Annotated in this window: 12 protein-coding genes and 1 pseudogene; 6 read left to right on the forward strand and 7 right to left on the reverse strand. The window is 39.0% G+C overall.

All coding sequences use genetic code 11. The annotated features are described in order from the left end of the window. From ACN222_RS18110 to ACN222_RS18125, 4 genes are read left to right on the forward strand one after another with little or no spacing between them, the layout of a single operon-like run. Positions 1-1,455: a type I restriction-modification system subunit M gene (locus ACN222_RS18110; RefSeq protein ID WP_010997766.1), complete on the forward strand. Its 1,455-nt coding sequence runs from the start codon at positions 1-3 to the stop codon at positions 1,453-1,455. A 42-nt stretch (positions 1,456-1,497) separates the two neighbouring features. Beyond that, a complete protein-coding gene (locus ACN222_RS18115) occupies positions 1,498-1,722 on the forward strand; it encodes a hypothetical protein (protein WP_010997767.1) in 225 nt (74 codons plus the stop codon). Next, positions 1,706-2,128: a PIN domain-containing protein gene (locus ACN222_RS18120; protein WP_010997768.1), complete on the forward strand. Its 423-nt coding sequence runs from the start codon at positions 1,706-1,708 to the stop codon at positions 2,126-2,128. Before ACN222_RS18115 ends, ACN222_RS18120 begins: the two co-directional genes overlap by 17 nt. After that, complete coding sequence (locus ACN222_RS18125; protein WP_010997769.1) at positions 2,125-2,565, forward strand: restriction endonuclease subunit S; 441 nt, start codon at positions 2,125-2,127, stop codon at positions 2,563-2,565. Before ACN222_RS18120 ends, ACN222_RS18125 begins: the two co-directional genes overlap by 4 nt. On the opposite strand, the gene ACN222_RS18130 is transcribed toward ACN222_RS18125, so the two are convergent. Then, complete coding sequence (locus tag ACN222_RS18130) at positions 2,552-3,445, reverse strand: IS982-like element ISNsp1 family transposase (protein ID WP_010995738.1); 894 nt, start codon at positions 3,443-3,445, stop codon at positions 2,552-2,554. The two genes, ACN222_RS18125 and ACN222_RS18130, sit on opposite strands and share 14 nt — an antisense overlap. 130 nt (positions 3,446-3,575) lie before the next feature. On the opposite strand from ACN222_RS18130, the gene ACN222_RS18135 reads away from it, so the two are divergent. Continuing rightward, positions 3,576-4,811 carry a restriction endonuclease subunit S gene (locus ACN222_RS18135; RefSeq protein ID WP_269083606.1) on the forward strand — a complete coding sequence of 412 codons (1,236 nt, stop codon included), beginning with the start codon at positions 3,576-3,578 and terminating at the stop codon, positions 4,809-4,811. A 40-nt stretch (positions 4,812-4,851) separates the two neighbouring features. Here the strand turns inward: ACN222_RS18135 and ACN222_RS18140 are convergent, their stop codons facing one another. Further along, positions 4,852-5,256, reverse strand: coding sequence for a hypothetical protein (locus ACN222_RS18140; protein ID WP_126987735.1), 405 nt, complete (start codon positions 5,254-5,256; stop codon positions 4,852-4,854). 217 nt (positions 5,257-5,473) lie between these two features. On the opposite strand from ACN222_RS18140, the pseudogene ACN222_RS18145 reads away from it, so the two are divergent. Further along, positions 5,474-6,472: pseudogene (locus tag ACN222_RS18145) on the forward strand (helix-turn-helix domain-containing protein); the annotation flags it as partial. A 3-nt stretch (positions 6,473-6,475) separates the two neighbouring features. On the opposite strand, the gene ACN222_RS18150 reads toward ACN222_RS18145, so the two are convergent. From ACN222_RS18150 to ACN222_RS18170, 5 genes are all read right to left on the reverse strand, one after another. Beyond that, the gene (locus ACN222_RS18150) at positions 6,476-6,979 is read right to left on the reverse strand and encodes a TniQ family protein (RefSeq protein WP_044521839.1); all 504 of its coding nucleotides are present in this window, start codon (positions 6,977-6,979) and stop codon (positions 6,476-6,478) included. Further along, the gene (locus ACN222_RS18155; protein ID WP_010997774.1) at positions 6,979-7,809 is read right to left on the reverse strand and encodes a TniB family NTP-binding protein; all 831 of its coding nucleotides are present in this window, start codon (positions 7,807-7,809) and stop codon (positions 6,979-6,981) included. Before ACN222_RS18155 ends, ACN222_RS18150 begins: the two co-directional genes overlap by 1 nt. Before the next feature lie 3 nt (positions 7,810-7,812). Next, a complete protein-coding gene (locus ACN222_RS18160; protein WP_010997775.1) occupies positions 7,813-9,426 on the reverse strand; it encodes a Mu transposase C-terminal domain-containing protein in 1,614 nt (537 codons plus the stop codon). Between the two features lie 484 nt (positions 9,427-9,910). Beyond that, on the reverse strand, positions 9,911-10,858 hold the full coding sequence (locus ACN222_RS18165) for a type II restriction endonuclease (RefSeq protein ID WP_010997776.1): 948 nt from the start codon (positions 10,856-10,858) through the stop codon (positions 9,911-9,913). Beyond that, the gene (locus tag ACN222_RS18170) at positions 10,858-12,327 is read right to left on the reverse strand and encodes a site-specific DNA-methyltransferase (RefSeq protein ID WP_231865476.1); all 1,470 of its coding nucleotides are present in this window, start codon (positions 12,325-12,327) and stop codon (positions 10,858-10,860) included. Before ACN222_RS18170 ends, ACN222_RS18165 begins: the two co-directional genes overlap by 1 nt. Positions 12,328-12,444: the final 117 nt, after the last annotated feature.

Here is a 12,444-nt window from a genome sequence, read left to right on the forward strand (position 1 = left end):
ATGTCAATTAGCACTACAATTAAGACTATTCAAGATATCATGCGGAAAGATGCGGGCGTTGATGGTGACGCGCAACGCATTAACCAGTTAGTTTGGATGATATTCCTCAAGGTTTTTGATGCCCGTGAAGAAGAATATGAACTGTTAGAAGATAATTATAAATCTCCCATTCCTGAAGGTTTGCGTTGGCGGAACTGGGCAGCAGATTCCGAAGGTATCACAGGAGATGGTTTACTAGATTTTGTAGATAATGCTTTATTTAAAACCCTTAAAGAACTAAGAACTACGGCAACTGATGCCCGTGGGCAGATGATTGGTAAAGTGTTTGAGGATGCCTACAACTATATGAAAAATGGCACTCTCATCCGCCAAGTAATTAATAAGCTCAATGAAGTTGATTTTAATAAAAAAGACCAGAAAAAACAGTTTAGCGAAATTTACGAGAAGATTCTCAAAGATTTGCAGAGTGCGGGGAATGCCGGAGAATATTATACTCCCCGTGCGGTGACAAAGTTTATTGTCGATAGAATTAAGCCGCAATTAGGGGAAATTGTATTTGACCCTGCTTGCGGTACAGGTGGCTTTTTAACCGCAGCAATTGATTACATTCGCCAACATTTTCAAAGTGCTGATGTGCCAGAAATTCTGCAACGGACGATTCGCGGAACTGAGAAAAAGCCGTTACCTTATAACCTGTGCATAACGAATTTGATTTTACATGGTATTGATGTGCCAGAAGCAGAACATGATAATACTTTGGCACGACCATTGCGCGATTACAGTCCTCACGAACGGGTGGATGTAATTATCACTAATCCGCCTTTTGGTGGGATGGAAGAAGATGGAATTGAGGACAATTTCCCAGCTACCTTCCGCACCAGAGAAACGGCAGATTTATTTCTGGTGCTGATTGCTCATTTACTCAAGGAAGGCGGTAGAGGTGCAATAGTTTTACCAGATGGTACGCTGTTTGGCGAAGGTGTAAAAACGCGGATTAAAGAAAAACTCCTGCAAGATTGCAATCTGCATACAATTGTGCGCTTACCAAATGGCGTATTTAATCCCTACACAGGTATTAAAACTAATCTGCTATTTTTCACTAAAGGGGAACCCACAGAAACGATTTGGTATTATGAACACCCTTACCCAGCAGGTTATAAGTCATACTCGAAAACTAAGCCGATTCGCTTTGAGGAGTTTGCACCGGAGCAAGAATGGTGGGATAACCGCGAGGAAAATGAATTTGCTTGGAAAGTTTCAATTGCAGATTTGAAGGCGAATAATTACAACCTAGATATTAAAAATCCTCACAAAGTTGATGTAGAACACGCTGATTTAGATGAAATGTTAGCAGATCATCAAAAACTTATGGCTGAATTGGGTGAGGTGCGGAGTAAATTGAAATTTGAGTTGATAGAAGCGTTGAATGATCAAGTTGATAAAACTATAGAATAGTAGATAGAAACAAAATATCTTAAAATATATGGAGATTAGATTATGCAGATGGAAGTAGTAGAATTTCAAGGTATTGTCAAAGATGGTGTAATTCAAATTCCTGAAATTTATAAAGGAGAGCTAGATGGAGAATCTGTCAAAGTAATTGTTATGAAAAAAGTTAGAAAAACAGCAGCAGTAGATATTATTGCTGAACTCATCGAGCATCCGGTGGAGTTTGAATGGCCTCCTTTGAACCGAGAAGAGATTTATGACCGCAATTCATGAAAATGGCTATTTTCTAGATTCTAATATCTGGATTTATGCTCTAGCGAACAATCAAGATATTAACAAACGCAATATAGCTTGTCGTCTAATTGATGCTGAAGGAGTAATCATTAGTACACAAGTTATTAATGAAGTCTGTCTAAATCTAATTAAAAAATCTTCTTTCACTGAGCAACAAATAACACAGTTAATCGAGGCATTTTATAAAGGTTCTCACATCATTTCATTTAATCGTGATATTTTGGTGAACTCTTCTAATCTTCGCAGTAGATATAAGTTGTCTTTTTGGGATAGTTTAATTGTTGCTTGTGCTTTAGCTGCGGGAGCAAGTATTCTCTATTCTGAAGATATGCAGGATGGGTTAGTGGTAGATAGTCAATTACAAATTGTGAATCCGTTTAAATGAAAGTAGATACATTTTTTCAAAATTTTGAATTGTTAACTGATGCGCCAAATGCAGTAGTAAAGCTGCGTGATTTGATTCTACAATTAGCTGTGAGAGGTAAACTTGTTTTCCAAAATAATAACGATGAACCAGCTAAAATATTGCTAAATAGAATTAAAGCCGAAAAGCAGGAAACATATTCCCAAAAAAGGGTGAAAACTATTAAATCTTTACCCCCGATTTGTGAACATGAAACTCATTTTAAAAAGCCTCAAAATTGGGAATGGTGTCGTTTAGGAGATATTATTCATATTTCTTCTGGTAACTATCTTCCATCACACAAAATGGCAGATGATGGACAAATACCTGTCTACGGTGGAAATGGTATTACAGGGTATCATGATCAAAATAATATTAATAAGCCTACTTTACGCCATGTGCGACTTAATATTCTGTAACAAGATCGTCGAACTGAAGAGGGTCACAATTGTGGCGATTAAGCCAGAAACAGACGGTATGAGCTAAAATCTTGCGATTGAGCCGACTGGTAAGATGCCACATATCTCTCGCTCGAATCTTCTCTATATGAAATCTCTCAACTAATTGACCAATTACTGTTTCAATTAGGCGACGAAAGCGTTGCATTAATCGCACTGAAGATCGGCTACGAGAGTCAGACATATTAGAACGCAAAGGGGTTTGTAAAGTAATACCCACTTCTTTAAGTTCTCCTGACAAGAACTGACTTAAATAGCCCTTATCTCCGATTAATAAACCTTTAATTCGCGTGATTAAATCCCAAAGTGCGTCCCGTTCACTGCCATTTGCCGGAGTCAGGGTAAACCCACTAATAACTCCTGTGCCACTAACGATTAAATGCCCATGAAACCCATAGTACGTCTGTTTTTTAGCAGCACAAAAACCATAATCTGCAAGGGATTTAAAACTTCGGCAGTTGGGAGCGCGACTCAAGCCACACAAAGGTATTGGTAATCCATCAATCAAATGAAGTTGATCAGAGTATGCTCCTAAATACTGTGCTAATTTTTGTTGTATGAGTTCCTTGTACTGCCAACAATTAGCTGCTTGACGAATAAAAGCATAGCGACTCTTTAACTGAGGAAATAGCCCTAACCAGTGACGGTGAAAGTATTTCCAAATGTCTTTGTCAGCATCTATTCCCAAAAACTCTGCCACTACTTCCATTGTTAAAACTTCACTCTCCCTTAAACTCGGAGCAAAACCTCGTCTCTTGATTGGGTATATCTGGGTGATTTCCATCAGCACGTCGTCAACACAGCAAAATACGGCAATGATAAACTCTTCAATAGAAAACATTTTTCCCGCATTCCATTCACTGGTAACGATTTTCTCGCTCCAGTGCGGATTGTGGGAATTTTCTTTTCAATCGTTCATACACCGAACTTGTGTAACGAAACAATAAGTCGCACATCGCGTTACTTTAGTAATTGGTAGAGTTGGCTATTATTGTGGCAGCATTCACATAACTCCGAATTCTGCTTGGATTACAGATAACGCGTTCGTAACCTATTTCTCAGAATCAAATATATACATTCGCTTTTTATATTGGCTTTTGAAGGCAACAAATCTTCAAGAAAATAATAATGCTACTGCACAACCTGTGATTTCTGGAGGTAAAGTATATCCCATCGTTGTTTGCTTACCACCACTTACAGAACAAAAACGTATTGTAGAGAAGTGCGATCGCCTGCTCTCAACCTGCGACGAAATCGAAAAACGCCAGCAGCAAAGGCAACAGAGCATTTTGAGGATGAATGAGAGTGCGATCGCTCAACTCCTCTCCTCCCAAAATTCCGACGAATTCCGCCAACACTGGCGGCGCATTTGCAATAATTTTGACCTACTCTACAGCATCCCTGAAACAATTCCTAAACTGCGTCAGGCGATTTTGCAATTGGCTGTGCAGGGTAAACTTGTGCGTCAAGATCCAAATGATGAACCTGCCAGTTTGTTGCTTGAAAAAATAAAGGTTAAAAAGGAAAAGCTGATTCAAGACAAGAAGCTTAAAGAGACTCCATTATTACCTGCAATTACTCAAAATGAAATAGAGTACACGATACCAAATACATGGTGTTGGGCAAGGTTAGCTAATATTTGTGAGTTTATAACAGATGGAACTCACTATACACCCAAGTATACCGAGCATGGGCGAATATTCTTATCATCTCAAAACGTTAAACCTTTTTCTTTCATGCCAAACAATCATAAGTTTGTTTCTGAAGAAGCATATCAAGGCTATATCAAAAATCGAAAACCAGAATTTGAAGATATACTTTTGACACGAGTTGGTGCTGGAATTGGAGAAGCTGCTGTTATAGATCAAAAATTAGAATTTGCAATTTATGTAAGTTTAGGATTGCTACGTCCATTCAAAGAATTCATAGATCCTTATTATTTAGTAATCTGGCTTAACTCTCCGATAGGCACTAAACATTCTCAGAAAAATACCTATGGAAAAGGTGTTTCACAGGGTAATTTGAATTTAGGATTAATCCGAGGATTTGTTGTGTCTGTTCCACCACTTGCAGAACAAAAACGGATTGTAGAGAAGTGCGATCGCCTGATGTTCCTCTGCGATACCCTAGAAGCCAAATTGAAACAAGGGCGAGACAGCAGCGAGAAACTGATGGAAGTCGCAGCAAGGCAAGTGTTGGCGGTATAGGAATAGATTAGTTGTAGCGAAATTTCCTACTACCTCTTATTCAGTTGTGAATTGACAAAACCCCTGTAACCAACCATGACTGGATAACGATACCAATATAAGCAACCCATCCTACAAAAGTAACTATAGGAACAATTGTTTTAATTTGGTTAATCGTCTCTGTAATCAGCATAGGCATCACCTTCTCTTTTTTCATTTTTGAACTGAACAATAGGTACAGAAGGCTGCATACTAAACTGATAATAAAAGTCGCACCTCCAATCATGTCGCGGAATTGAACCGCAAGGGTTGTCCCAAAATCTGTATATTTTGTATTTTTTGAATTATAAGCTATAAGAAAATTTGTTAGGGGTGAGTTTTTGCTACTTGACCTTTTCTCCAAATTTTGTAAAGCAACAACACAAGACAGCATGAAATATGGTGGCAAAATGAATACCTTTGCCAATGGCTGAAATTCCTCTTAGTAGCGATTACCACTGTTAATATTGATTAACAGATTCTACCCAAATGAGTCTGGGTATATTTTGGTAGTTTGAGGATTCAGGATGGCAAGCCTATCGATACTAGACATCGAAGAACTATCAGAAGGTTGTGATGTTGAAGCTAAACAATCATCTGGTTGAGACGGACAAGGTGAATTACCTAAAAGTTTCTTCGATTCATATTCTGCGATGGCTAACACCTACGGGGGTGTAATTTTTTTGGGAATTGAAGAAAAGCCCAAAGGAAGATTCAGTGTTACAGGTATTGCTGTTCCAGAACGTGTCCTCAAAGCTCTTTGGGATGGGCTTAATAATCGCCAACGGATAAGTATAAATTTGCTTACCGATAAAATGGTGGAAGTTATTGAGATACAAGGCAAGCAAGTAATCCGCATCCAAGTACCGCGAGCGCGGCGAGCGCAACGACCTGTTTATGTAGGACAGAATCCGTTAACAGGCACTTATCGTAGAAATTATGAAGGTGACTACCTATGCGACGAAGAAACTATTAAGCGTATGCTTGCAGAGCAAGTAGAGGAAGTACGAGATGCTCGGTTACTCGAAAATTACGGTTTTGATGATATCGAGCCAAATACACTAAAAGCATATCGAAATCAATATGATTTAACAAAAGCTTTGTCCGCTCTTGTTAGAGATGGCTTCCTTGAATCTGGAGGTATTGCACGCGGAACTTTCTATTTTTTTCCAGGAGAGCCTCCTAATGCAGAAGCTGACTTGGTAGCTCAAAACTATAAGTTTGTAGAAAAAAGCAGTCCTGAAGATTTATTGTTAGGAATTATACCAAAAGAAATTTTTGATGATTTGAAGCCAAGCTCCGATGATTTAAAGCCAAGCTCTGATGATTTAGAGCCAAGCTCCGATGATTTAGAGCCAAGCTCCGATGATTGGCAATCGCTAATGGCGATCGCTGTAACTATCAGAAATAAGGGCAAGGTATCAACGGATATTATGGAAGCAACAATTCTCAGACTTTGCCAGGGAAGGTTTTTGAACCATAAACAACTTCAAGAATTGTTAGATCGTTCTTACAATACCTTAAGGCTCGGCTACCTGAGCAAGATGCACAAGAAAGGTCAACTGGAGTTGCGATATCCTGACAAACTTACTCACCCCAATCAGGGATATCGTACCAAAAATTCAAGCAGTAGTGATTTTTAAGACTCAGGTAATTTTTTGATACTTAGTCATTTCTGCAAAAGGTGTTCGACACCTATGACAACACTTATCCTCCCACAGCGCAGGTATTTTGAAAGGTGCTTCACAATTTGGACACTTCGCTAAAATCTTGAGTTCGTGGCGATCGCATTTCCATACTGATTTATACTGCCACTCAATTCGGTGACAAGGTGCTTCAGCATAACAAGCTCCACACAGGCGTATTGGCTCATGCTGCATACCAACTCCCAAAGGTGGCAGCATTTGAGCTAACCTGTCTGCATCTACTTCTACTAGAGATGCGATCGCTTCTAATTCTTTTTGGCTAGGACGAGGATTAAAGTGAAATCGCTCCCACCTTGCAACTACTGCACCAATTCCTGCCAATTTACCCAACCCACTAGCAGATAAATGGTTAGCACGTCTAAATCGACCTAGAAAATGGCTCAAGCTTTCCCCTTCATAAGGTTGGATAATAAAAAGCCAAGGCTTAACATCTGGTGCTGCCATCACTTATACTCCTGCGCCACTTCCTGTAAAACAGGCTTGTCAATTTTCTTTAATCCCCTTGATAGAGAACGAATTGCTGCTTCCCTGAGAATTTCATCTAACCGACCAATGTAACCTTCTGTTGCCGAAGTTAAAATCCGCAGCATATCCTTGCTAATGAGATTAGAAGGCAATGGTAACTTTAAAATCTTATCCTCCCAGGCTTGTACAGTATCCTGGAAATCTTTCCCTGACAACTTTCCAAAACGATGACAAGCCCGAAAGCGGTTATAAACTTGTTCATCTCGCTTAATTACTGCTTCTAATCGATCAGTTCCTACTAAAACAACAGCAATGCCCAACTTGTCATAAATATCACGCACCTCTGCAAAAGTCTCAGGCTTGAGGCGGTCAGCTTCATCAACAATAATCATTTCTACGCCACAGCCTTTTAAAACCTCCATTGTTCTGCCACGAAAATCTGATACTGTTCCCTTAGTTGCTTTAAATTTTAGATACTCAATAATTTCTTGAAACAAATCCTTAGCACCGCATTTTTGGGGTGGCTGAATATAAACCACAGGGACAATTGGTGGTCGTCCCACCTCCGCCTGTACTTTTTGTCTGTATCTGTACGCATCACAAGCAACTGTTTTCCCCGTGCGTGATTCTCCAACTACTCGGCAAAATTGTCGTGCTTTACGTTTTCCATCCAACCAATCATGCAAAGACCTCACTTGCTGTAATGGAACAATACTCTTACCCTTGAGACGAGCAATTTCAGCTTGCAACCATTCTTCATCCGGTTTCACCCCACCTAACTGTTGAGCGATCGCTTTGGCATCTGTCATTGTTTAAAATCCGTATTCTTCACGCAGTTGTTCATAGTCCCAAACCTCTAGTTCTGAGGATGAAGATTGAACCTCAGTAGTAGATTCCACTTCTTCTGCTTCCATAACAGAAGATGCTAGGGACTCAGTTTTACTTTCATTCACCGCAGCAGAACGCAAAATTGCCTGCTCTAATTTTTGACGTTCCTTGCGACTTTTCTTGTTTGCTACCATCGCGTCACGCTCAAGGACTTCTTGCAATAAGGCTTGGTTACTGACAGTCTTTCCTGCATTACGCAGTCTACGACTAGCTGCTTCAGCTTCATCTAATGAAAGTTGCTCAGTCTCCAAACCTTGAGCATGAGTGCGAGTCAGAAAAACTTCTTGGCTTTTCTCTTGGCGATAAACCAGCACCGTTGTAATATCTCTGGGGTCATATCTTAAATTAACTGTCTCCCCTGCATATCCTGCTAGATACTCCCCTCGATACATCACATTTTGAAACTGTAAGCATCCGCCTCTTTGTACTGTGCGCCGTGACTGTTTCATCAAGCAGATATCTAAATCACGTTCTTCGATTGGCACTGGTACTGAAGGCAATCCCGCTTCCCAACGCCCAAAGCGGGTTTGATCGCCCATTCGCGCATCAATACTTTGGTTATAGCGGTCAACAATGTAGCGAACGAGTAATTGTTCTAGTTCCCGCAAGGTTAGTTTTGCATCCTTCTCTGCATCTTCAAGGCGTTCCTGTACATTAGATCCGGTATAACCTGGAAGTGTTGAAAATAGTTGGTCATTCAGTGTCTTAAAAGGACGCTCAACAATACCACCTTCACTGGGGCGATCGCGTAAATGACAAACAAACCCCAATTGCGCCCCGATTTGACTTAAATGGTTTGAACGAAAATCTTTACCCCCATCAGTATAAAAATGTTCTGGCTTACCGTAAGTTCCCCATTCGCAGTGCAGTTTGTACTCTGCACCATATTTTTTCGGCAAAATCGCATGGCGTAATGCTAAAGCTACTACAACTGAACTAGGCGCATCAAAGCCCAAATTAATACCCATGATGCAACGAGAATAAGTATCAATTACAGTTGTCAGCCAGGGACGACTTAAAAGTTCACCATGCTGATCTACCAGCAGTACATCTACACGAGTATGGTCACATTGCCAAACATGGTTGCTGTAATCGACTGATAAATCTTGTCCCTCACGAGTTTTAACGGAAAGTGTTGTCCCCCTCCAACCAGGGCTGCGGATACTCTTAGTTTTTTCTTTTTGTTCCAAGATTGGAGCTAATACCCTTAAAACTGTCCTGTAATTAGGAGGCTTGGAATCGCCTAGTTCACGCGCTTTAGCTTGAACCCTCAAGGCAACTTGTTTGGGTGTCATGCGTTTACTACCCTTATTACCTTCCTTGTAAGTTTTGATGATGAAGTTTTCCCAAAACTCACCAATTCGATGTTTTCCTTTATCCGCCCTACCTGTCTGAATGAATCCAACTAAGCCATCCTCTTCCCATTTTTTCACCAAACGCTGCACCGTTCGCACTGTCACACCCAGTGTGTCCGCAGCCTCCTTCAACTTCTGCCCATAAGTTGTGCGATCGCAAGGCTCAAGTAAAGTTTGGATCACCTCTAGCTTGAGTTGGGCTTCCTCTGAGAGTTCTGTAACAATCAGATTCGTCTCAGGAGGTGAGGAGGTGTGTTGTTGTCTTGTAATAAAGCTTCCGCAGTATCCACTGCGGTATGAACAGTAAAATCAGACATAAGATTTTTTGTTCATGAAACAAAGGTAATTTATAAATACATAATGTTATTCTAAACGTGGAGAAAACGACAGTCAATTTGTCATTATGAAAATATACAAAACCTTTTTTGTAATTACTGAAGCGACAGTTAATTTGTCATTTTTGCGGAAAACGACATTTATTTAGTCACGTATGAGAAATAATGTAATAACTCTTAAATAGCTAAAACCTTTGTATTGCAAGGATTCATTCGACGACATTAATTTGTCACGACGACAAACAATTAGTCACTGTACATCTTGTGTACAGTGACAAATAATTAGTCACTGTACATCTTGTGTACAGTGACAAATAATTAGTCACTGTACATCAAAGTTGAATAAACCAAGCGCACAAAGAGGCAACTTGGTCAGGCTGAGTGAGGTTTGCTGCATTAGTAAGAATGCCAGAATTTAGTTGATGCCAAATTTCTTCTGCCATGCTTTTTTCTATAGCAGATCCCACAAAAAAAGTATATGGCTTAAGACTGTGCCGATCAAATGCTGTTCTGATTCTGGCTAAAGCACTGTTCGCTGTTTTCCAATGTTCGTCTGCTCCTGCTGGGTCAATACCGCCCTTTAATTCACCTAGAGCTATGTAGATATTTGGGTTTGAAATTATATTCTTTTCAATTTCATTTTGTCTGCAATCAAACAAACAAATATCAATGTTTTTTCGCACAATCGGAACATTTACATTATAAATGAAAGTCCTATTCCTACCCTCCAAGTTCCAACTTAATCCCCTAAGACGTAATTCAATGTCTGTATCATCATCAGGTTGATTAAGCCAAGTTTTGCTGTTTTTATCTAGCCATTTATAAGAGGTATTCGATAAAGTTAGTGCAGAAATAATATATCTTGCAAATTTACGTTCAGCAAGGATACCACCAACATTTCGCATTGATCCACCAAGTGTATCTCCACGCGTAAGCAGGAAACGGTAAACTAGTTCTTCTACAAAGTTTTCTCCAGCAGGCTCTAGGAAGTTTTGAATTAAACCTTCTATTGCATCGACTTTATCTTGTTCTTGAAGGTGTCCAGCAGCTTTATCTGATACCCCAGAGGCAGCTAGTAGAGTAGGTCTAATATCCCTCATTTGTAAAAGGTCTTGAGGCCTTTCAATTTGGCTTACTCGGATCTTTAATGCTCTTGCCTGCTCAACAAATGGTGTTGCTTTTCGATTTCTTTCTAAAGCTAAAGCAACAAATCCTGCTCGGACTTCTTGATATGGAGTCACAAGATCATCATTGCTTTGAATATGATATTGATATGGCACTAGGGTTTTCTCCAAACATACACACATTTGCGAAGTGTCTTTCTTCCATGTGTCCCCATTTGTTGGCTACTGTTACCTTTGCCAGTAGGTAAGACAAGAATTTTCTCCACATTAAAACCAATTTCTTCTGCAATATTAGAAAGAATTAAATCAACCGAAATATCAATACCTGCATAGCGAACATTATCATTTACCATAAATAAAGGTGAGCCATTTTTTAAAACTCTAAAGCATTCTATAATAACGCAAGCCATTTCATAGAAATATCCTTTTATCATACGAGGAATACCGTTATTATTAAGTTTTTTTCTTTCAAGCTCTCGCTCAAGAAAGCGCAAGATACTTTGTAACAATTCTTGTTTATCAAGTATGCGTAATGCTTCCTGCCAATTGTGAATAAGAGACTTTTCTTTGTTTTCAACAGTACAACTCAGCATATCTTGCCTAAGTTGTACTATATCTCTTTCTCCCACACCTAATAGAGCTAATTCTAGAGCGTATGTACGTGTATAGTCATAACGATTACAATAGGGTGGAGAGGTAATGATACAGTCGTAAAAATCTTGCTCAAATTCAGGCAGAATTTTAAGACATGAAGCATTAAATAAATTAATTCCACTTCTTTGAGTCCCATAACAAAATAATGTATTACTTATTAAGTCAAAGGAATCATTCAAAATTAATTTTATTTGCTCAGTAATTGCTTCATCGAAATCCAGAATTTTACCTTTATCAAATTTATCTGATCCACTTTTCCTAAATGCTCTTTTATCCCAACGTAGATACTGTCCATCTTTACGGGTATAGCTGATAGATTCAAGAATACACAATAGAGCAAAACGGAGAACTTGTTTCACAAGAATATTCTCTTTTTCTATAGAAAATAAAAATCTCTCTATTGATGCTTCTGTTTCAGGAGGATAAGCTCCGTCAGTAATTCTTAAACGATTAAGATATTTTCTATTATTATGCTGATTCCAAGGTTTTTGTTTGTACCATTCAATCAATCTCAAAAAATCTTCTCGACGGAATTGTCGCTGGATTATTTTCCTTACTTCAATAATCTCTTGACCAATAGGTAACACTTCTATACCATCTGCTTGAATACCGGCATCACTACAGGCAAATAGCATTGTTCCTGCTCCTGCGAAGGGGTCAAGAATCCTCTCAAATGATTTTTTCTCGTACTCGAATATTAACTGATTTACCAAATCAACTGAAAAAGCTTCTTTATATTTAAACCAGCGATACTGAGGTTTTGACTTATTAGCTTGAAAACTAACTATTTTTCGACTTAAACTTTCATGCAATCGCATCTTATCTCTAAAACGTTGCTCAAGTGCTTTATTGAATCGAGAAATTTCTTGTACAAAGGAATCACTCTCTTGATCAAGATCAGTCGGGTCAGTCTTTATTTCTATTGGACTCTCAAGCTCAAATGAAGTCATTTTATATTTTTCTTGTAACAAAGAGGTAACTTAAGATTCTATCAGGACAAAGCACTATCGTCTATCACTTAAGATTTGAACCCTATTTTTTATAGACTAATTGACAACAGTTAGAACCTGATTATACTTTGTTATACT

It is taken from the genome of Anabaena sp. FACHB-595, from assembly GCF_048568275.1.
Lineage (GTDB): Bacteria > Cyanobacteriota > Cyanobacteriia > Cyanobacteriales > Nostocaceae > Trichormus.

What these genes read in the sequence shown, in the direction of transcription:
- ACN222_RS18110 (WP_010997766.1), top strand. Translation starts at nt 1, where the DNA reads ATGTCAATTAGCACTACAATTAAGACTATTCAAGATATCATGCGGAAA.
- ACN222_RS18115 (WP_010997767.1), top strand. Translation starts at nt 1,498, where the DNA reads ATGCAGATGGAAGTAGTAGAATTTCAAGGTATTGTCAAAGATGGTGTA.
- ACN222_RS18120 (WP_010997768.1), top strand. Translation starts at nt 1,706, where the DNA reads ATGACCGCAATTCATGAAAATGGCTATTTTCTAGATTCTAATATCTGG.
- ACN222_RS18125 (WP_010997769.1), top strand. Translation starts at nt 2,125, where the DNA reads ATGAAAGTAGATACATTTTTTCAAAATTTTGAATTGTTAACTGATGCG.
- ACN222_RS18130 (WP_010995738.1), bottom strand. Translation starts at nt 3,445, where the DNA reads ATGTTTTCTATTGAAGAGTTTATCATTGCCGTATTTTGCTGTGTTGAC.
- ACN222_RS18150 (WP_044521839.1), bottom strand. Translation starts at nt 6,979, where the DNA reads ATGGCAGCACCAGATGTTAAGCCTTGGCTTTTTATTATCCAACCTTAT.
- ACN222_RS18155 (WP_010997774.1), bottom strand. Translation starts at nt 7,809, where the DNA reads ATGACAGATGCCAAAGCGATCGCTCAACAGTTAGGTGGGGTGAAACCG.